The sequence below is a fragment of the Caproiciproducens sp. NJN-50 genome (assembly GCF_004103755.1).
GTDB lineage: Bacteria > Bacillota > Clostridia > Oscillospirales > Acutalibacteraceae > Caproicibacter.
This window is the reverse complement of record NZ_CP035283.1, coordinates 1,267,015-1,287,183: the sequence shown is the minus strand read 5'-3', so window position 1 is coordinate 1,287,183 and position 20,169 is coordinate 1,267,015. Positions and strand designations below refer to the sequence as shown.

Below are 20,169 nucleotides of genomic sequence, written 5' to 3'. Positions count from 1 at the left end.
TCCCTATTCCTGTACCGGCTCCTCTTCATAGTCGTTTGCCGCATGGAACCGGTCAATGATCCAGAAAATAAGACCGAGCAGCATGGCTACCACGGCGCCGAGGGACATTCCGGTCAGCTTGACCTTCCAAAGCTGGACGAACGCGCCGGAAAGGCCCGTCACCAGAACGATACTGGTCATGGCGAGATTGCGGGAACGGCTGTAATCCACTTTCTGGTCAACCAGAAGCCTCACGCCGGAGGAGGCGATCATTCCGTAGAGCAGGAAGCTGACGCCGCCCATGACGGGACCCGGGATCGACTGGATCACCGCGGAGACCTTGCCGAGGAAAGAAATCGCGATGGACAGAACGGCCGCGCCGCCAATCACCCAGACGCTGTATACGCCGGTCATCGCCATGACGCCGATATTTTCGCCGTAAGTCGTCGTGGGCACGGAGCCGCAGAGCCCGGAGAGCATGGTCGAAAGGCCGTCGCCGAGCATGGTGCGGTGCAGGCCCGGATTCCGCAGCAGGTCGCGCCCGACGATTTTGCCGGTCACGATCTGATGACCGATGTGCTCCGAAACCACAACCAGCGTCGCCGGCAGAATAATGGAGATCGCATTCCAGTCGAATTTGGCCGGCTGGAAATTCGGAACCGCAAAGGCCGGAGCGGCGGCGACCGCCGAGAAATCGATCATTCCCATCCCCCACGCGACGCAATAGCCGATCACAATCGCAATTAAAATCGGAATAACCGCCAGAAATTTGCGGAACAGCACGCTGCCGAACACGGCGACCCCCAGCGTAATCAGAAACACCGTGATTTTTTTTGGGTCGATCTGCGTATAGGTATCGCTTAAAATCAGCCCGCCCATGTTGGCCGCCGTTCCGGAAAGCTCCAGACCGATCAGCGCCACGACGGAACCCATGGCCGCGGGCGGAAGAATCACGTCGATCCATCTCGTGCCGCAGAAACGGATAATGACCGCAACAAAGCAAAACACCGCACCGGAAACCACAAACCCGCCAAGCGCATACGGATATCCCAGTCCCTTGGTTCCGATGATGATTCCCGCGGGGGCAATAAAGGCGAAGCTGGAACCCAGGAAAGCCGGGGCCTTGCCTCCCGTAATCAATATGTAGAGCAGCGTGCCGATCCCGTTCATGAACAGGACCACGGAAGGACTGATCCCCAGCAGGACCGGAACCAGCACCGAAGCGCTGAACATGGCGAAAAGATGCTGCACCGAAAGCGGGATCGCCTTGGGCACAGGCGGCTTTTCCTCAACCTGGATGATTTGCTTTGTCATAGATAAACACTCCTCAATCTTTATATATTCAGTAAAAAGCTGCGCTTTTTTACTCAAAAAAAAAGCCCGCCCGGTGTATGGAATACATCGGTGTGAGCTTTTCTGTCATCTTACTGCTGTCGTTTGAATGCCGACTTCGGCGCCCCGCAAATGGGGCAGACCCAATCGTCCGGCAATTCCTCAAAGGGAACGAAGGGATCATTGTAAATATAACCGCAAACAGTGCAGATCCAGCTTTCTCCGCTCTGTTCCGTCTGCTTCTCTTCCCTGTAGGTCGGCGCGTTTTTCGGTGCCCTGCCCTTAATGACTCTGTGGTAATATTCATAAGTCATCGGCTTGCCCACCGATTTTTCACTGCCCGCAATCACTTCGGCAATAAAAATCGTGTGGGTCGCCGTTTCGGACGAAGAGAGGACCTTGCAAAGAAACCAGCAGCATGTATTCTCCTTAATAATCGGAACGCCCTCCGCAAGGATGCGGTGCCTGACGTTTTTGAGCTTATCCGTGTCGCGTCCGGATGAAAAGCCCAAAGCGCCGATTACCGTGCCGGAGGTATCCTCTGAAAGGACGGAAACGCTGAAAAGGCCGTTTTTCTGAATGCACTCACAACTGTAATTTTCATGATTCAGACTGACGGCAATTGTGTTTGGATTGCGGGCAACCTGCACGGCCGTATTGACAATACAAGCGGAAACTTTTTCCCCGTCTTTCACGCCGATTGCATACATCCCGTAAGACAGGCTGTTCAAAATCAAATCGTTCAAGTCGGCTTCCTCCAAAACGCATTTTTACTAGTATATCTCATATTCGGCTGATAATCAACATAAAATTACTTTTCTTTTTTGATTTCTTCCCAATATTTCCGAAATGCCTGTTCTGTCTTATTGTCCCCCCACCGATAGTAAACCGTATCCTTCAATACGTCCGGAAGGTATTGCTGCCGGACCCAGTGGTGCGGAAAATCGTGGGCATACTGATAGAACTGGCCCTTTCTCGGATTGTCCTCCCCGTCGTAGTGCTTATTCTGAAGTCTGCGGGGAATCGGCCCCGTTTTGCCGGCCCGCAGGTCGGCGACCGCCGCATCCACCGCGCAGTAGGCCGAATTCGACTTTGGCGAACAGGCCACCAGCACCACTGCATCGGCCAGCGGGATCCGCGCCTCCGGCAGACCGACCTGAAGCGCCGCGTCCACGGCTGCCTTGACGATCGGAATAATCAGCGGATAAGCGAGCCCCACGTCTTCGCAGGCGCAGACCATCAGCCTGCGGCACGCGGAGGGAAGGTCCCCGGCCTCCAGCAGACGGGCCAGATAATGGACTGCGGCGTCCGGATCGGAGCCGCGCATGGATTTCTGGAACGCGGAAAGGATGTCGTAATGCTCATCTCCCGCGCGGTCATATTTCATCGCGCTGCGCTGCGTCAGGTCCCTGGCAAGCTGTTCCGTCACGAGACAGGCGCCGTCTTTTTCCTCACCGGACACAACGCAGAGCTCCACCGCGTTCATCGCCTTGCGGACATCGCCGCCGCAGGCGGAAGCAATCACGTCCAAAGCGCCGGGTTCCACCCGGATGCCGCGGTGCTGCTCCTCCTCCAGAATGCCGAACGCCCGCTTTGCCGCCTCGCGAACGTCTTCTTTCTCCACCGGTTTGAACTCAAACACCGTCGACCGGCTCAGAATCGCGCCGTAAACATAAAAATAGGGATTTTCCGTCGTCGACGCAATCAGTGTAATCGAACCGTTCTCAATGAATTCCAGCAGCGTCTGCTGCTGCTTTTTATTGAAATACTGGATCTCGTCCAGATAGAGAAGGATTCCGTTCGGGGCTTCCAGCGTATCCAACTGGTTCACAACGTCGCGGATGTCCGCCGTAGTGGCGGTGGTGCCGTTCATCCTGACCAGCTTGCGGCTGGTTCTCGCCGCGATAATGGATGCAAGCGTTGTCTTGCCGATCCCCGACGGTCCGTAAAAGACCATGTTCGGGATTTCCCCCGACTCTATAATGCGCCGCAGCGGCCTGCCGGGGTCGAGCAGATGATGCTGCCCGACAATCTCGCTCAGTTCGCGGGGGCGGATCCGGTCCGCAAGAGGAGCCGACATCGGCACCATCCCTTCCTTGGTGAATTATTCGTAAAGCGGGTGACGGGCACAGATTTCATGCACCGCCGTGCGGATCTTTTCGCGGTTCGGCTCAAAGTCGAAAACGGCAAGGCTGATGCAGTCCGCAATGCGGTCCATATCCGCCGCGTCCAGGCCGCGCGTGGTGACGGCCGGCGTGCCCAGTCTCAGGCCGCTCGTGATAAACGGGCTGCGCTGCTCGTTCGGGACGGTATTTTTGTTTGCCGTGATATTGACGGAATCAAGGCGCTGCTCCAGTTCCTTGCCCGTCAGCTCCAGTCCGGAAAGGTCCACCATCATCAGGTGATTGTCCGTGCCTCCGGAGACAAGCTTGACGTTGCGTTTCATCAGGCCGTCACCCAGCGCTTTCGCATTGACAACAATCCGGTGCGCGTATTGCTTGAACTCCGGCTTCAGCGCCTCGCCCAGGCAAACGGCCTTTCCCGCGATGATGTGCATCAGCGGGCCGCCCTGTGTTCCGGGGAAAATCGCCTTGTCGATGGCCTTCGCGTATTCTTCCTTGCAGAGGATCAGGCCGCCGCGCGGGCCCCGCAGGGTTTTATGCGTCGTCGTCGTGACGATCTGCGCCCACTCGACCGGATTCGGGTGCTCTCCGGCCGCGACAAGGCCCGCGATATGCGCCATGTCGACCATCAGCAGCGCCCCGCAGGCATCGCTGATCTCGCGGAAGCGTTTGAAATCGATCACACGCGGATAGGCGCTGGCGCCCGCCACGATCAGTTTCGGCTTTACTTTCATCGCCGTTTCATAAACCGCGTCGTAGTCGATCCGGCCTGTCTCCGGGCTGACGCCGTAAGAGACGAAATGGTAGTAGCTTCCGGACAGATTGACTGGCGATCCATGGGTCAGATGCCCGCCTTCCGAAAGATTCATTCCCATCACCGTGTCGCCGGGCTTTAAAAGGGCAAAATACACCGCCAGGTTCGCCTGAGCGCCGGAATGAGGCTGCACATTGGCATGTTCCGCGCCGAACAGCCTGCAGGCACGCTGACGAGCCAGGTCCTCCACAATGTCAACATACTGGCACCCGCCGTAGTAGCGTTTTCCCGGATATCCTTCCGCGTATTTGTTGGTCAAAACGCTTCCCATCGCCGCCATTACGGCGGGCGAAACGAGATTTTCGGATGCGATCAGTTCCAGATTGTCCCTCTGCCGGCCCAGTTCCCGGGCCATCGCGGCGCCGACCTCCGGGTCGGCCCCGGAAACAAGGCCGATGGTATTCATCATATCACTGTACATCGTATTCAAACCCTTTCCCGAACAAATTTATCCCTATTATAACCTGTAACATGCAAAAACGCAACGGCGGCCCTGCAAAAAGCGCTCCTCGGATTTCCGGTCCGCACATCCATTGCCATTCACAACAGAAAAGTTTATAATGAAAAAAATCATACTGAAACGGAGGATCAAAATGACCAAAAAGCAGCGTGCCTCGCTTGCGATCCAGGCTTTGAAAAAAGAATATCCGGATGCGATCTGCTCCCTGACCTACACCGAGCCGCTCCAGCTTTTGATCGCCACCCGGCTTTCCGCCCAATGCACCGACGCGCGGGTGAATCAGGTCACGCCTGAACTGTTCAGGCTTTTCCCCACGATCGACGCATTTTGCGGAGCGTCCGCGGAAGACATTGAGCCGATCATTCATTCCTGCGGGCTGTATAAGACCAAAGCCCGCGATATCCTCGCCATGTGCCGGAAATTGAAATCGGATTATGAGGGAAGGGTTCCGGACACCATTGAAGAGCTGACAAAGCTGCCGGGAGTCGGCAGGAAAACGGCAAACCTCATCGTCGGGGATATCTACGGCAAACCGGCCGTCGTCACGGACACTCACTGCATCCGCATCTGCGGCCGCCTGGGGCTGAGCGAAGGCAAGGATCCTCTCAAAGTGGAAACGCAACTGAGAAAGATCCTGCCGCCGGAGGAATCCAATGATTTCTGCCACCGGCTGGTTCTCCACGGCCGGGCCGTCTGTACAGCCAGAAACCCGGACTGCGGAAATTGCTCCATGAGGGAATTCTGCAAAAATCCGGTCGAAAAACAAACAAACATCTGATTTCTTTCTCCCGGGATCGACAAAATCATCCTTTCCGGCGGGTTTGGAGAAAACGGACAGGCATGACAAGCCCGTCCGTTTTTTTAAGGGATCCCGTCCTGAAAAACAAAATAGACCAAACCAGAAAAAAGCCAGGAACCTTTTACGATTCCTGGCTTTTTTCTGGAGCTACTGGTCAGACTCGAACTGACGACCTGCGCATTACGAATGCGCTGCTCTACCAACTGAGCCACAGTAGCACTTTTACCGACCAAATTATTATACTAAACAATTCTTTGCCCGTCAAGTACTTTTTTCGGCGGAGTCCGTTAATTTCCGCAAAGCAGTGAATAATAATCACCAAATTTATGTTTCATTCAGGAATGAAGATATAATCGAATCAACAGCAATAAATATATACTTTTCTGGCATATAATGTAAAAAGAGGCGGAATTGCAAGTTGATGAAAATTCGCATTAACGAAAGACTGCGCGAATTGCGCATCAAAAGCGGCTATACGCAGAATCAAATTGCCAAAATATTGAATATTGACCGTTCCACTTATTCTTATTACGAAATTGGAAAGACCATGCCGGATGTTTCCGCCCTCATCATCTTGGCCAGAGTATTTAATATCTCCATCAACGAGCTATTGGCGGATGAACCCAGCCCACCTTCCGTCGCGGACAGCGGAAGCAAATCGGTCTATATACACGGAAAGAAAAATTCAAGCCATATTTACGAATTAACCCCTTTGGAAAAAGAACTGGTCGGGCTTTTCCGGGCCTGTCCCGACAGCCAAAAAGAGAAATTGTTTTCTGCCCTGAAAGACAGCATGGAGAAAGCTTCTAAAGATACCAGAAATTAGCTGATTCGCCATGGTGCTGATCCTGGGAAACACGCTCTGAAACGGGAATTTAAACCCAGCCGGACCGTGCTTCACAGGATCAGCGATTTTTTTATTCACCGCCGTTATCGCCACCCTTTCCCCACTTTCCATGATCTTCAATCTGTGGTAAAATAATCAAAAAGGATCAGGGAGGCGATTCGAAATGGCCTTTGACGCTTTTTCAGCCGGAATTGACCCCGGGGGACTGAGGACGAAAAATGAAATCAGAATTTTAATCTGTTACCTGCTGGACAGTGTCGGCGTTCCGCTTGCAAAAGATGACATGATAGAGATGATACAGAACAACGGGCTTGCAAATTATTTTGAACTGGCGGACGCCATTGCGGAAATGTCCGAAAAGGGAATTCTCATCCCGGACAGGGACAGCCCGGATACCTTTTCCCTGAGCGACAGCGGAAAGATGATAGCAAAGCAGCTGGACACGGCTTTACCTCCCTCTGTCCGCGACAAAGCCGTCGGCGCAGCGATCCGGCTGTTGGCCGAAGCAAGGCGCGAACGGGAAAACCGCGTTGAGTTTGTCAAGTTGGACAAGGGATATCATGTGATTTGTCACATTTCAGGCGGGGATATGGATTTGATGAGCATCACTCTCTACGTCCCCGACCTTTACCAGGCCAATATGGTGAAAGAAAATTTCCACCGTTCTCCCGAAGCCGTTTACCGGATGCTGCTGGCCCTTGTCACGGGTCGAAACGACATGGCGGCTGGTTTCCTTCCGAAAGAATCATAGCGGGCAACCGGCAACTTTTGCATTTTAAAATAGGCTGCAGGGAACGATCCCCCGCAGCCTATTTTAAAATAAGATCCAGCAAAAGCAGCATTGTAACCCCCGATATTCCTGCCGCACCCGAAACGCCGAGCGTCAGCGGGCTGATTGGAAGAGTAACCCCGGTGAAACATCCTGTCAGATTTACAACCACAAGCGCGCAAAGTCCGGTTAAAATTCCCCCGATGGCCCTTCGGACCGGATGTTCCGCTTTTACGATGACCTGGATCAGTACCAGCAAGGCAAAAACACCCAGCGCACACACGATGGCCGTCAGCTTCTGCAATTTTACACCTCCGCTCCTTATTCTTGGAAGGAAGCGCAGTTAACACCCTTCTGCTTTGCCAGTTTCAGAAAATAGCGATAACGCGATTTCAGTTCTTCCCGCTGATAGATGCAGGCATCGATCAGGTTTTCATCGGATTCAAGCTGAAACCAGCATTCGTTATAGGCAAGCTGGCGCGATACGTCCCGGATTGCATCTACGATCTGCTGCCGGTCGAGGCTGTCTTTTGCCTCCTCGCAGTCGGTAGTGGTGCGCTGCAAGAGTTTTAATACAGATTCCATACTGACAATTCCGCCTTCCGGTTTCATTCTTATGCCAGTAGGATGGGCTTTTATTCCAGTTTTTATGCAACGAATGGAAAAAGTAAAAAATTAATCCGGGTCGCCGGCAGGCGCGAAATCGATGCGGCCGCCCGCCACGTCGGCGGAAACCACCTGAATGCGCATCGGCTGTCCGATGGTCAGCTTTTTGCCCGAGTTGCGGTCAACCTGGGTAATCATGCCGTCAAACTGGTAGTTTGCGTCCTGAAAACTGTCGATCGGCACAAATCCCTCCACCGTGTTGGCAAGCTCCACAAAAATGCCGCGCTGCGTCACTCCGCTGACGACCCCGTCGAAAACTTCACCGATGTGCCGGCCGATGTATTCGGCCATATAGCAATCCTCCGCATCGCGTTCCGCCCCCATGGCGCGCACCTCGGCATTGGAGGAGGATTTTGCGGCGCCGACGGCAAAACCCTGAAAACGGTTGATCCTGCCCTGGTCCTTTTCCGTCAGCAGCGCCGTCAGGATGCGGTGAATCGCAAGGTCGGGGTATCTGCGGATCGGAGAGGTAAAGTGGCAGTAGTCCTCCAGCGCAAGCCCGAAATGCCCGATCGGCTTGGAGTCGTAGCGGGCCTTCGCCATGGTCCGCAGCAGCTGGTGCGATATCACCTTCTGAATCGGCGTGCCCTGCGCCTGATCCAATACCGCACCGAAATCGGCGGCGGAAAGCTCCCCCTTCTTCTTCAGCGTGCGGGAATTCAGCCCGACCGCGTCCACCAGCTGAATCAGCGTCTTGACCCGCTCCGGGTCGGGCTGTTCATGGACTCTGTAAACGAAGGGGATCCCCTTCGTTTTCGCCAGCTTTGCCGCGGCCTGGTTCGCCGTGATCATCAGCTGTTCGATCATCTCTTCCGCTTCTCCGCTCGAGCGCGGACGGACATCCACACAGACCCCCCGCTCGTTCAGCGTAAATTCGGATTCCGTGCTCTCAATATCGAAGGAGCCGTTCTCCCCCGAACGCTTTTTGAGGATTTTCGCAAGCTCCCGCGCCGCATTCAGAGATCGAATCACCGGATAGTATTTTTTCTTCAGTTCACGGTCCGCTTTTCCGGAAAAAATCTGATTCACCTCCGAGTAAACGCCGCGGACCCGGGAACGGATCACGCTTTTCCGGAAACGGTAGGACAGAATCTCTCCATCGAGACTCAATTCGATCATTGCGGAAAACGCCAGCTTGTCCGCGCCGGCGTTTAAAGAGCACGCGCCGTTGGAAAGTTCCTCCGGAAGCATGGGAACGACGCGGTCGGCAAAGTAAACGGAGGTCCCCCGTGCAAACGCCTCCCGGTCCAGCGCCCCGTCTTCCTTCACATAATGCGACACGTCCGCGATATGGACTCCCAGCCGGAACCCCTTCTTCGTTTTGCTGACGGAAACGGCGTCGTCAAGGTCTTTCGCACCCGCGCCGTCGATCGTGCAAATGGCAAGCTTCCGAAGGTCCAGCCTTCCTGTCAGGTCCGCTTCCGAAATTGCGGACGAGGAAACGCGTTTCGCCTCTTCCGCCGCTTCCTTTTCAAAGCGGGTCCGGATTCCATATTGATCGAGGATCGCGTCGGCGCAGACTTTGGCGCTGTTCGATTTTCCATAGACTTTAACGATTTCCGCCTGAAGCTCGTCTGAATTTTTCTGTCTGCTGATTTTCGCCTGGATCTTGTCCCCGCTTTTTATCCCGCGCGGCAGGTTCTTCACAACCCGGATCGGATATCGGATCGCGTCGTCCGGGGCCATTTCACATCGATCTTTTGCTTTGTTCAGAGTTCCGGTGATTACACGGCTGCTTTTCTCAGAGATGGAATCCACCTCCGCGCTGGGTCCCTTGGGACTCTGCCTGACGCGGTGCAGCTTTACCCTGTCTTTAATAAAGGCATTTTTCAGGTGGTCGGCATGAATGAAAATGTCATCTCCGCCGCCGTCCGGACGGGCAAAAGCAAATCCTCTGGAAAGAGAAACGATCGTGGCGTCAACCGTGGATTTCTCTTTTACCCTGCGGATTCTGCGGCTTCTGCTGACCGAGACTTTGCCCTCTTTCTGCAGTTCATCCAACGCCTTATTGTAATCCTTCCGGCTCAGTCTGAGCCGTTTGATTAAATCGCGCGACGAAATGCCCTGCGGTATCTTATTGAGGTATGACATAATAATTTCTTTTGTTTCTCCCAAATTCTTCCCTCCAATCACGGTCTGCTGTTCTCCTCAAGGCTCATGATAGAATTCCCTAAACTGCAAATTTTAGACAGCGCGATTCCCTTCCGCTTTCCGCCCAGGCGTCCAAATTACGCGGCCATATAAGAAACGCCCCGCTCTTGCCAAGCGGGGCGAAACAGTATTCTGTGTTCAGGCTCCAAAAAACAAATAAGCGTTAATAATAATCACAAGCAGAAAGAAACCGATCGCAATAATTTTCGTCCAGCGGGCTAAAAAAGCATCCACGGAACGCGCCTTGTTTTTCGTCAGGAATGTATCCGCGCCGCCCGTGACCACACCGACATTCTGTTCGTGGCCCTCCTGCATCAAAACCACAATCGTAATCGCGATGGAAAATAAAATCAGTACGACTCCCAACACAATCTCAGCGACTGACATAATCTACCTCCAAAATCTTTCCGAATCCTCTTTTATGATGGTATCACAAACGAAGCCTGTTTGCAAGAGGATCGCCGGATATATTTCTAAAAATGGGACGAAAAGTGAATAATGGCCAAACCGCCAGGAAACTCTAATGCATGGACAAAGAAAAGCGATTACGTTTGACTGCGTTTGCCGCTTGAACTGTCCCACCGCTGGAAAGCTATTGGTTTTTCAGCGGTGATTTTTATGTTCATGAAAGAGTGAGCTGCTCGCCCTGAGTATCCTCCGCAGCGGGCATGGCCCCGACCGCCGGAATGGTTTTCCGGTAGCGGTCCGGTTTTTTCAGGGTCCCTTCCTCATATTTTTCAACACGAAGCAGTCTTGCCCCGCGCCGGAGCGTCATCACCGCGACGCCCTGGGTAGAGCGTGTGGTCTTGCTCTGAACGGCGCCGGTGTGCAGCAGAAGAATCCTTCCCTGGGAGGAAGTCAACAGAAATTCCCCGTCTTCCGCAATCTGGAAACAGGACGCCAGCGGGCTTTTATCACTGTAGGCATTGACGAGCCTGCGGCGGTTCGTCTTTGTCTCATAGGAATTCAAATCGACCTTGGCCGCTTTGCCGTTCTCAAAAAAGAACATCATAAAGCCGGAATAGTCCGTCGTGACCGCCAGATAAACCGGCGTCTCCCCCTCCTCCATGCCGAGCTTCGCGGGAATATATTCCCCCAGAACGCTGGCCTTGGTATCCGGAAAATCCGAGGCCTTCGCCTTATAAACAGAACAGCGGTCCGTAAAGAACAGCAGCTCGGCGGAATTCGTACTTTCCAGATGCTGGCTGACTTCGTCCCCTTCCTTCAATTTCTGGTCGCCGCCCATCCGCAGCGAAAGCGGCGTGATTTTCTTAAAATATCCGTCCTTTGTCAGAAACAGGTTGACCGGATAATCCGGAATTTCCTCTTCTGTGTATTCCTCGATCTCGCCAGGGTAAATCAATTCGGTGCGCCGTGGCTTCCCATATTTTCCAGCCACTTCGTTGAGTTCTCCGACGATGATCTTCCGAATCTCCAAATCGTTTTCAAGAATTCTTTGAAGACGGCCGATTTCCTGTTCCAGCTGCTCCGTTTCCTCCGTGCGTTTCAGAATATACTCGCGGTTCAGATGGCGCAGCTTGATTTCGGCGACGTAATCAGCCTGAATCCGGTCGATGCCAAACCCGATCATGAGGTTCGGAACAACCTCTTCCTCCTCCTCGGTCGAGCGCACGATGGCAACCGCTTTGTCGATATCCAGCAGAATCGCCTGCAGGCCTTTGAGCAGGTGCAGTTTTTCCTGCTTTTTTTTCAGGTCGAATTCCGTTCGGCGGCGAACACATTTTACCCGGAACGCCGTCCATTCGTTCAGCAGTTCCCTGACTCCCATGACGCGCGGCGTGCCGTTCACCAGTACATTAAAATTGCAGGAAAAGCTGTCCTCCAGGGGCGTCATCTTGAACAGGCGCAGCATCAGCTTGTCCGGGTCTGTTCCCCGTTTCAGGTCTATCGTGATTTTCAGTCCGTCGAGGCCGGTTTCGTCGCGGATATCCGAAATTTCCCTGATTTTTCCCTGACGGACTAATTCCACAACCTTCTCGACAATAACCTCCACCGTCGTGGTCGGCGGAATTTCCACCACATCGACGCAGTTCGCGTCCGGGTCGTAACGGAACCGGGAGCGGATCCGGATGGAACCGCGCCCCGTCTCATATATTTTACGCAAGGCGTCCCGATCCATCAGGATCTGCCCGCCGCCCGGAAAATCAGGCGCCAAAAGGGTCGAATCGATCTCATGCTGCTGGTCTTTCAGCAGGCTCACGGTCGTTTTACAGACCTCCGCCAGGTTGAACGGACAAATCGAGCTTGCCATGCCGACGGCGATGCCCGTGTTCGCATTGACCAGCACGGTCGGAAAAGTCGCCGGCAGCAGAGTGGGCTCTTTCACGGTGTTGTCATAATTGTCTACAAAATCGACGGTGTCCCGGTCAATGTCGCGAAACAGCTCTTCACAGATATTGTCGAGCCGCGCCTCCGTGTAGCGGGAGGCGGCATAGGCCATGTCGCGGGAATAGAATTTGCCGAAATTTCCCTTGGAGTCCACATAGGGATGAAGCAGCGCCTCGTACCCGCGGCTCAGCCGCACCATGGTGTCGTAAATGGCCGCGTCGCCATGGGGATTCAGCCGCATGGTCTGACCGACAATATTGGCGCTCTTGGTCCGGGCCGGCCCCAGCAGGCCCATTTTATACATGGTATAGAGCAGCTTCCGATGGGAGGGCTTAAACCCGTCTATCTCCGGAATTGCTCTGGAAAGGATCACGCTCATCGCATAGGGCATATAGTTTTTTTCAAGCGTATCCGTTATTTTTTCTTCAACAACCTCACCTGCGCCGTTGATGACGCCGTGCGCGCCGGCACTTTGGGGGGCTGATTCTTTCTTCTTTTTGGGCATGAATTCTGCCGCACCACCATTTCGATCAAAGATTCAAAAAAGCATTCAGCTCAAATCGGAGGCATCAATGTACCTGGGCCCGTTCCGGGCGATAAAGTCCTTTCTCCCATCCAGGTCATCGCCGAGAAGGAGGTCGAACATCCGGCTGGTCTGTTCCGCTTCATCCGGAAGGACGCGGATCAGGCGCCGTGTCGCCGGATTCATGGTTGTCAGGTTCATCATGTCCGGCTCGTTCTCGCCCAGCCCCTTGGAGCGCTGAACCGTTACCTTCTGCCCTCTCAGCTGTTCGGAAAATTCTTCTTTTTCCCGTTCCGTAAAGGCGAAATAGGTCTTGTCCTTCGCCTGGATCTCATAAAGCGGGGATTCCGCGATAAACACCTTACCTTCCTCAATCAGCGTCGGCGTCAGCCGGTAAAGCATGGTCAGCAGAAGCGTCCGGATCTGGTATCCGTCCACGTCGGCATCGGTGCACAGAATGATCTTATTCCAGCGCAGAAGATCGATGTTAAAGGAGGAAAGCTCCCGGCTGGCCTTCGACCTGACCTGCACCCCGCAGCCCAGCACCTTGATCAGGTCGGTGATGATATCGCTTTTGAATATTTTATCGTAGTCCGCCTTCAGGCAGTTCAAAATTTTGCCGCGGATCGGCATAATCGCCTGAAAATTCGGGTCGCGCGCCTGTTTGCACGCACCGAGCGCCGAATCGCCCTCCACGATGAAGATTTCCCGCTCTCCGGCGTCCCGGCTCCGGCAGTCGACGAATTTGGCCACGCGGTTGGTCAGGTCCAGATTGGTCGTCAGCTTCTTTTTCAGGTTCAGGCGCGTTTTTTCCGCGTCCTCCCGGCTGCGTTTGTTGATGAGAACCTGCGCCGCGATTTTCTCCGCATCGGCCGGATTTTCAATAAAATAAACCTCAAGCTGGTGTCGGAGCATCTCCGTCATGGCTTCCTGGATTCCTTTGTTGGTAATTGCTTTCTTCGTCTGGTTTTCATACGACGTGCGGTTGGAGAAAGAGGAAATAACCAGGATGAGGCAGTCCTCGACGTCCGCAAAGTTGATTTTGCTCTCATTTTTATTGTACTTGTTGTTCTGTTTCAGATATGAGTCAATCTGATAAACGAATGCGTTCCGGGCGGCCTTGTCGGGAGAACCGCCGTGCTCCAGCCAGCTGGAATTGTGGTAATATTCGATCAGCCGGTTCCGATTGGAGAAAGCGGCGGCGACGTTGACCTTCACTTTGTATTCGGGCTTGTCCGCCCGGTCGCGCACCATGCGCTCCGCCCGCCAGAACTGGACCGGAGTCAGCGCGTCTTCCCCCGCGATTTCCTCCGCGTAATCCGCGATCCCGTTCGCATAGAGAAACGTCGTGGTTTCGAATCCCGCCCCGGCCTGATTCCGGAACAGGAACGTGATCCCCTCGTTGACGATCGCCTGGCGTTTCAGCATATCCAGATAATATTCAATAGGAACGTCGATATCCGTAAAGACCTGAAGGTCCGGCTTCCAGCGAAAGCGGGAGCCGGTGTCCCTGCCCTTATATTCTTCTTTTTTCAGCCCTCCGACATTTTCCCCGTGTTCGAAACGCAGGGTATAACGGTACCCGTCCCTGCGGATATCCGCATCCATAAATTCGGAGGCGTACTGCGTCGCGCAGAGGCCCAGCCCGTTGAGCCCCAGTGAATATTCATAGCTCTCATCGGCGCTGTTGTTGTATTTTCCTCCCGCGTAAAGCTCGCAGAAAGCCAGTTCCCAATTATATCGTTTTTCATTTGGGTTGTAGTCGACCGGACACCCCCGGCCGTGATCCTCCACTTCCACGGAATGGTCCAGATACCGCGTCACCGTGATTTGCTTTCCATAGCCCTCCCGCGCCTCGTCGATCGCGTTGGACAGGATCTCGAAAATGGAGTGTTCGCAGCCCTCGATTCCGTCCGAGCCGAAAATAACGGCCGGACGGCGCCTGACGCGGTCGGCGCCTTTCAGGGCGGAAATGCTCTCATTGCCGTATGTCTGTTTTCTCGCCATTCAGGGACCTCCCTAGATTGTATTTCCCCCGGGTCCAAAAGAACAACCAAAAGGGGAATGCGGCAACATTCCCCCGAAACTCTATTGATCTTTTCAGCCGGCTTCCCCCACCATATGCCCCGATGGAGCACCCGGCCTCACGTCGTCCTCTGGAGACGCCGGCTCCGGGCCGCCGTCTCTCATTATTTTCGCGAATTCCTCTCCGCTCATCTTTTCATTGTCGAACAAGTATTTCGCAACCTGATGCAGCTTTTCCATATGAGACTTGAGAATGGTCTCGGTCTTGGCGTAGGCATTGGTCATCAGGCGTTTGATCTCGCGGTCGATCGTAGAAGAGGTCGCCTCAGAATAATTCCGGATATGCCCCATGTCGCGGCCCAGGAACGGTTCCCCTTCATCCTGCCCGTAAGTAATGGGGCCGAGTTCGTCCGACATTCCGTATTTTGTCACCATGCTGCGCGCAAGCTTTGTTGCGCGCTCAATGTCGTTGGAAGCGCCGGTCGAGATATCATCCAGCGTAAGCGCCTCCGAAACACGGCCTCCCAGCATGACGACAAGGCTCTCTTCCATCTCCCTGCGGGAACGGTAGGCACGGTCTTCCGTCGGAATCTGCATCGTATAGCCGCCCGCCATCCCGCGCGGGATAATCGAAATCTGGTGAACGGGGTCCTGCATCGGACAGTAAAACGTCGCCACCGCGTGCCCGGCCTCATGATAGGCCGTGATTTTCTTTTCCTTATCGGTCATCACATGGCTCTTCTTTTCGGTTCCGACCACGACCTTGATCGTGGCTTCCTCGATCTCGTCCATGGTGATGGCCTTCAGGCTCTTCCTCGCCGCGAGCAACGCGGATTCGTTGAGCAGATTCTCCAGGTCCGCGCCGGTAAAACCGGCGGTGGATTTCGCGATGGTCTTCAGGTCGACATCCGGGGCAACCGGCTTGCCGCGGGCATGGACTTTCAGAATCTCCTCGCGTCCCTTGATATCCGGATAGCCGACCATGATCTGGCGGTCAAAACGGCCGGGACGCATCAGAGCCGGGTCAAGGATGTCCGGACGGTTCGTCGCAGCGATCATGATAACGCCTTCGTTCGCGCCGAAACCGTCCATCTCGACCAGCAATTGGTTCAGAGTCTGTTCGCGCTCGTCGTGCCCGCCGCCGAGGCCGGCGCCGCGCTGGCGCCCCACGGCGTCGATTTCATCGATGAAGATGATGCAGGGCGAATTTTTCTTTGCCTGATCGAACAGGTCGCGCACACGGGACGCGCCGACGCCGACGAACATCTCGACAAAATCGGAGCCGGAAATGGAGAAGAACGGAACGCCCGCCTCTCCCGCGACCGCGCGGGCCAGCAGGGTTTTACCCGTGCCCGGAGGGCCCACCAGCAGCACGCCCTTCGGGATGCGCGCGCCCAGCTCGTTGTACTTGCGGGGATTTTTCAGGAATTCCACAATCTCCTGCAGTTCTTCCTTTTCCTCGTCCGCTCCGGCCACGTCCGCAAACGTGGTCTTGCGTTTCTCGTCCGCCATCTGTTTGATCTTCGCCTTGCCGAAATTCATCTGTTTCCCGGCATCACCCATGGAGGTGTTCAGGCGCTTCATCATGAACCACCAGAACAGCAGCATGACGGCGAGTGTCAAAAGCATCGGCAGCAGGCTGGAAAGCCATGTCGTCTCCGCCGGCCTCTTCCAGTTAAAGGTCATCCGGGCATTCGGATGATCGCGGTTATACTCTTCCACATAGGGCCGGATATCTTCGATCAGCTGCGTCGTGCTTGGAGCTACATAGGAAATCTGAGTGTTGTCCTTCAGCTTGATGATCATCTCGCCGCTGCCGAGATCCAGGGAATAATCCGTAACCTTCTGATCCTCAAAATAGTAAAGAATTTCAGAATAGTTAAACGTCTTATCGGAATGGTTGTTCAGCACCATCGCAAGCAAAATCAGAAGCAGAATCGGTATGCCCAAAAACATGGCAATATTTTTTACGGTCTTTCTATTGTCCAAACAAATTTCACTCCTTATAGGAATCGGCCCCTCCCATGTCGTGGTTCAGCCCCCGTAAACCTCCGGCTTCAGGATGCCGACAAACGGAAGGTTCCTGTATTTTTCATTATAATCAAGGCCATACCCGACAATGAATTCATCCGGAACTACGGTGCCCACATAGTCGGCCTTGATGCCGACGGTTCTGCGGTCCGGTTTGTCAAACAAAGTGCAGAGGCGGATGCTCTTTGGCAGGCGCGCCTGCAAAAGTTCCAGTATGTAGCTCAGAGTAAGGCCGCTGTCCAATATATCTTCCACAACCAGAACATCGTATCCTTTCAAATTGATGTCGAGATCCTTTATGATCTTAACGACCCCGGACGTCTTCACGCCGGAGCCATAGCTGGAAACCGCCATGAAATCGATGCTGCACGGGATTGTGACGGAACGCATCAGATCGGACATAAAGACTACGGAGCCCTTCAAAATGCTGACAAGCAAAAGATTCTTGCCCCGATAATCCTGGCTGATTTTCTCTCCCATCTTTGAAACGATCTCAGCGAGCCGCTCCTCGCTGAACAAGACTTCCTGAATATCGTCGGTTAACTGGTGCACAGGTTTTCAGCACTCCTTGATGATGATTTCGGCCGCCCGCCTGGTGTCTTCCGCAGCCGCTGCTTTTTGAGACGGGCCGATACCTTCGATCCACAGAATCTCCCCCCCGCACTCCAGAACGGCAAGCCTGTCCCGGCGGAACGGAGGAATCTTCTGCTCATTGAATAATTTTTTCAGCGTTTTGGTGACTCCCCGGCCCGCCGGGACAAACCGGTCGCCGGGAAGCCTGCTGCGAACAAAGCTATTAGTATCCATTATTGTATCATAGTTGATTCGATTATTAAATAACAAATTATTAATTTTCTCACGATTTTTTATTTCGGAAGATTCCGCCTGAACGCAGAAGACCCTTCCGTCCGGAAGAAGGGTCTCCGGAAGCCGGAGAGGCGTTTTCCATCGGGCGGTCCGCCCGCTTTCAGAATGAATAAAAAGAGTATTGCCGTTTGCGCAGCATTGTATTCCGCCGGGGAGAGTGATATTTCCCAAGCCGGAACGAATCATTTTAATCACGGCCTCAATGTGGCCGCAATCCAGACGAACACTCGTTTCCCTCTGAACCGCGAGGGCAATCATGCGGGACAATACGCAGTCCGGCTGGCTGTCCAGAGACCGAAGGGAAAAGCCGCCGTCCGCTGTGGCGGCCTGATCCAGCTCTTCCCGCGCGAGCTTCCGGAAGAACTCCTCGTCCTGCCGCAGCAGGCGCGTCGTCCTGAAAATTGCCCGTTCAAAGCCGGGATTGATGCCGCGCAGAACGGGCGATACGCTGTGGCGGATGCGATTGCGCGCATATTCGTCGGCGAGATTCGTGCTGTCCGTCACAAAGCGAAGTCCGTAATGGAGGCAGTACGCCTCCACTTCCTCCCTCGTCACGCGGATCAAAGGGCGCACGATTTCGTCCCGGACGGACGGAATCCCGGAAAGCCCGCGCGGCCCGGCCCCCTTCGCGAGATTCATCAGCACGGTTTCGGCGCTGTCCGTCAGGGTATGGGCGGTGGCAATCCGGCCGCCCGGCCCGCAGAGACTGCGGAAAAAAGAATAGCGGACATTCCGCCCGCATTCTTCCAGACCCTGTGAATTTTTCCTGGCAAGCGTCGGAACATCGGCGTGAAAGGCCTGAAAATCCACATGATTTTCAGAGCACCACGCGGCGGCAAACGCCTCGTCCGCGTCTGCTTCCTCCCCGCGAAGCCCGTGATTGACGTGAGCCGCCGTCAGAACGATTCCATGCCTCTTTGCGTAGCCGATGAGAAAATGGAGCATCGCCATGGAATCGGCTCCGCCGGACAAAGCGGCCACAACCCGGCAGCCGTCGGGAAGCATCCGTTCCTCCCGGATGGTATCTTCGATTTTCTTCTCTATCTCCGCAATCCGGTCATTCACTGTGAACAACCTCCTGCGCGGTAAAGCGCATATATTCTCCCTGCCAGTGCAGAGGCACCGTTTTGGTCTGTCCGTGGCGGTTCTTCGCGATAATGCATTCGCTCTGGTTGCGGTCCGCGTTCTCCGACGGTTCCCCCATATCCTGATAATACTCTTCCCGGTACAGAAAAAGCACGATATCCGCGTCCTGTTCAATGGAGCCGGAATCGCGCAGATCGGAAAGGACCGGGCGGTGGTTGGTCCTCTTTTCGCTGTCACGGGCCAGCTGGGAAAGGGTCAGCACCGGCACGTTGAGCTCCTTTGCCATGATTTTCAGGTTTCTCGTAATCTGCGAAATTTCCTGAACCCGGTTCTCAATCCGCATGGATGCGGTCATCAGCTGGAGATAATCGATCACGACCAGATCGACGTCGCGCAGCCGGCGGAGTTTCGCCTTGATCTCCGGCACGGTGATGCCGGGGTTGTCGTCGAAATACAGCTGGGATTTGGAAAGGATGTCCCCGGCCTCGATCAGGCGCACCCACTCGTCCTCGTTCAGTTTCCCAGTGCGCAGCTTTGTCCCCTCCACCAGCGCCTCGGTGGACAAGAGCCGGGAGACCAGCTGCTCGTTGCTCATTTCGAGAGAAAAGAAGGCGACCTTTTTCTTCGCCTTGACCGCCGCGTTTCGCGCAATGTTCAGCGCAAAGCTTGTCTTCCCCATGCCCGGTCGTGCCCCAAGCAGAATAAAATCGGAGCGGTTGAGGCCCGTAATGGTTTCGTCGAGTTCCCTGATGCCGGTCGGCACGCCCTTGTACTGGTCCGCGTCCGGAGAGTTGAGGAGGTCCAGCCGGTCGAACTCGTCGACGATGATTTCGTCGATCCGTTTGAGGCCCTGCATATTTTTTCCGCGCCGGATATCAAAAATGCGCTGTTCGGCGCTGTCCAGCAGGGTCGCGGAATCGGCCGCTCCGGAGGAAGCCTCTTCGACGATGTCCCGCGCGGTGGTGATCAGCGTGCGGACGTCGTACTTGTCGCGGACGATTCTGGCATAGATCTCCACGTTGGAGATGGAGGGAACCATCTGCGCCAGCTGAAGAAGATAAGCCTTTCCGCCGTTTTCCTCAAATCCCTCCGTCTGCCTCAGCTTCTCCAGCAGCGTGACAAAATCCACCGGCCGTCCCTGGGTGAACAGTTCCAGCATCGAAGAGTAGATCAGGCTGTTGTTGGTCTGGTAAAAATATTCCGGCCGGGGCAGGATTTCCGCCACGCGGTCCAGGCAGGAAGAATCCAACAGAACCGCGCCGAGCACGGACTGCTCCGCCTCCGGGCTGAACGGCAGATTCAGTCCGGCATACGCGCCCGTCTCCATCGGCTCCATTCAGATTCCCCC

The 20,169-nt window shown here is 54.7% G+C and carries 17 protein-coding genes and 1 tRNA gene; 3 read left to right on the top strand and 15 right to left on the bottom strand.

Annotated elements, in window-relative coordinates; all coding sequences use genetic code 11:
• Positions 1-3 precede the first annotated feature (3 nt).
• The 4 genes from uraA to glyA all read right to left on the bottom strand — a co-directional run bounded on the left by uraA (position 4) and on the right by glyA (position 4,669).
• Positions 4-1,293 (bottom strand): uracil permease, encoded by a 1,290-nt coding sequence (gene uraA / locus EQM14_RS06165; RefSeq protein WP_128742130.1) that lies wholly within the window; start codon positions 1,291-1,293, stop codon positions 4-6.
• 110 nt (positions 1,294-1,403) lie between these two features.
• A complete protein-coding gene (locus tag EQM14_RS06160) occupies positions 1,404-2,057 on the bottom strand; it encodes a flavin reductase (protein WP_205703209.1) in 654 nt (217 codons plus the stop codon).
• 65 nt (positions 2,058-2,122) lie between these two features.
• Positions 2,123-3,391 (bottom strand): replication-associated recombination protein A, encoded by a 1,269-nt coding sequence (locus EQM14_RS06155; protein ID WP_128742129.1) that lies wholly within the window; start codon positions 3,389-3,391, stop codon positions 2,123-2,125.
• A gap of 24 nt (positions 3,392-3,415) precedes the next feature.
• Entirely contained in the window at positions 3,416-4,669 is a 1,254-nt protein-coding gene (gene glyA / locus EQM14_RS06150; protein WP_128742128.1) for a serine hydroxymethyltransferase, read from the bottom strand.
• Positions 4,670-4,841: 172 nt separating this feature from the next.
• Here glyA and nth point away from each other — a divergent pair, with 172 nt between their 5' ends.
• Positions 4,842-5,486, top strand: coding sequence for an endonuclease III (gene nth, locus EQM14_RS06145; RefSeq protein ID WP_128742127.1), 645 nt, complete (start codon positions 4,842-4,844; stop codon positions 5,484-5,486).
• A 163-nt stretch (positions 5,487-5,649) separates the two neighbouring features.
• Here the strand turns inward: nth and EQM14_RS06140 are convergent.
• Positions 5,650-5,725, bottom strand: a tRNA-Thr gene (locus EQM14_RS06140).
• Between the two features lie 203 nt (positions 5,726-5,928).
• Between EQM14_RS06140 and EQM14_RS06135 the strand changes: the two genes are divergently transcribed.
• Both EQM14_RS06135 and EQM14_RS06130 read left to right on the top strand, forming a co-directional pair.
• Entirely contained in the window at positions 5,929-6,333 is a 405-nt protein-coding gene (locus EQM14_RS06135; RefSeq protein WP_128742126.1) for a helix-turn-helix transcriptional regulator, read from the top strand.
• A 184-nt stretch (positions 6,334-6,517) separates the two neighbouring features.
• Positions 6,518-7,105, top strand: coding sequence for a DUF4364 family protein (locus EQM14_RS06130; protein ID WP_128742125.1), 588 nt, complete (start codon positions 6,518-6,520; stop codon positions 7,103-7,105).
• 58 nt (positions 7,106-7,163) lie between these two features.
• On the opposite strand, the gene EQM14_RS06125 is transcribed toward EQM14_RS06130, so the two are convergent.
• The 10 genes from EQM14_RS06125 to dnaB all read right to left on the bottom strand — a co-directional run bounded on the left by EQM14_RS06125 (position 7,164) and on the right by dnaB (position 20,157).
• Positions 7,164-7,427 carry a pro-sigmaK processing inhibitor BofA family protein gene (locus EQM14_RS06125; RefSeq protein WP_243112658.1) on the bottom strand — a complete coding sequence of 88 codons (264 nt, stop codon included), beginning with the start codon at positions 7,425-7,427 and terminating at the stop codon, positions 7,164-7,166.
• Between the two features lie 17 nt (positions 7,428-7,444).
• Complete coding sequence (locus EQM14_RS06120) at positions 7,445-7,708, bottom strand: DUF2508 family protein (RefSeq protein WP_164918982.1); 264 nt, start codon at positions 7,706-7,708, stop codon at positions 7,445-7,447.
• A gap of 90 nt (positions 7,709-7,798) precedes the next feature.
• Positions 7,799-9,904, bottom strand: a complete 2,106-nt coding sequence (gene rnr, locus EQM14_RS06115) for a ribonuclease R (protein WP_243112656.1) — start codon at positions 9,902-9,904, stop codon at positions 7,799-7,801.
• Between the two features lie 174 nt (positions 9,905-10,078).
• On the bottom strand, positions 10,079-10,327 hold the full coding sequence (gene secG, locus EQM14_RS06110; RefSeq protein ID WP_128742123.1) for a preprotein translocase subunit SecG: 249 nt from the start codon (positions 10,325-10,327) through the stop codon (positions 10,079-10,081).
• A gap of 235 nt (positions 10,328-10,562) precedes the next feature.
• A complete protein-coding gene (locus tag EQM14_RS06105) occupies positions 10,563-12,794 on the bottom strand; it encodes a DNA gyrase/topoisomerase IV subunit A (protein ID WP_128742122.1) in 2,232 nt (743 codons plus the stop codon).
• A 45-nt stretch (positions 12,795-12,839) separates the two neighbouring features.
• Positions 12,840-14,819 (bottom strand): DNA gyrase/topoisomerase IV subunit B, encoded by a 1,980-nt coding sequence (locus EQM14_RS06100; RefSeq protein WP_128742121.1) that lies wholly within the window; start codon positions 14,817-14,819, stop codon positions 12,840-12,842.
• 93 nt (positions 14,820-14,912) lie between these two features.
• The gene (gene ftsH, locus EQM14_RS06095) at positions 14,913-16,826 is read right to left on the bottom strand and encodes an ATP-dependent zinc metalloprotease FtsH (RefSeq protein WP_128742120.1); all 1,914 of its coding nucleotides are present in this window, start codon (positions 16,824-16,826) and stop codon (positions 14,913-14,915) included.
• A gap of 45 nt (positions 16,827-16,871) precedes the next feature.
• A complete protein-coding gene (gene hpt, locus EQM14_RS06090) occupies positions 16,872-17,420 on the bottom strand; it encodes a hypoxanthine phosphoribosyltransferase (RefSeq protein WP_128742119.1) in 549 nt (182 codons plus the stop codon).
• Between the two features lie 6 nt (positions 17,421-17,426).
• Positions 17,427-18,800 (bottom strand): tRNA lysidine(34) synthetase TilS, encoded by a 1,374-nt coding sequence (gene tilS / locus EQM14_RS06085; RefSeq protein ID WP_128742118.1) that lies wholly within the window; start codon positions 18,798-18,800, stop codon positions 17,427-17,429.
• Entirely contained in the window at positions 18,793-20,157 is a 1,365-nt protein-coding gene (gene dnaB, locus EQM14_RS06080) for a replicative DNA helicase (protein WP_128742117.1), read from the bottom strand. The genes tilS and dnaB overlap by 8 nt, the downstream gene beginning before the upstream one ends.
• Between the last annotated feature and the right edge of the window lie 12 nt (positions 20,158-20,169).

Coding starts and splice junctions, on each gene's coding strand:
- uraA (WP_128742130.1), bottom strand. CDS start 1,293: ATGACAAAGCAAATCATCCAGGTTGAGGAAAAGCCGCCTGTGCCCAAG.
- EQM14_RS06155 (WP_128742129.1), bottom strand. CDS start 3,391: ATGTCGGCTCCTCTTGCGGACCGGATCCGCCCCCGCGAACTGAGCGAG.
- glyA (WP_128742128.1), bottom strand. CDS start 4,669: ATGTACAGTGATATGATGAATACCATCGGCCTTGTTTCCGGGGCCGAC.
- nth (WP_128742127.1), top strand. CDS start 4,842: ATGACCAAAAAGCAGCGTGCCTCGCTTGCGATCCAGGCTTTGAAAAAA.
- EQM14_RS06135 (WP_128742126.1), top strand. CDS start 5,929: ATGAAAATTCGCATTAACGAAAGACTGCGCGAATTGCGCATCAAAAGC.
- EQM14_RS06130 (WP_128742125.1), top strand. CDS start 6,518: ATGGCCTTTGACGCTTTTTCAGCCGGAATTGACCCCGGGGGACTGAGG.
- EQM14_RS06120 (WP_164918982.1), bottom strand. CDS start 7,708: ATGGAATCTGTATTAAAACTCTTGCAGCGCACCACTACCGACTGCGAG.
- secG (WP_128742123.1), bottom strand. CDS start 10,327: ATGTCAGTCGCTGAGATTGTGTTGGGAGTCGTACTGATTTTATTTTCC.
- EQM14_RS06105 (WP_128742122.1), bottom strand. CDS start 12,794: ATGCCCAAAAAGAAGAAAGAATCAGCCCCCCAAAGTGCCGGCGCGCAC.
- EQM14_RS06100 (WP_128742121.1), bottom strand. CDS start 14,819: ATGGCGAGAAAACAGACATACGGCAATGAGAGCATTTCCGCCCTGAAA.
- dnaB (WP_128742117.1), bottom strand. CDS start 20,157: ATGGAGCCGATGGAGACGGGCGCGTATGCCGGACTGAATCTGCCGTTC.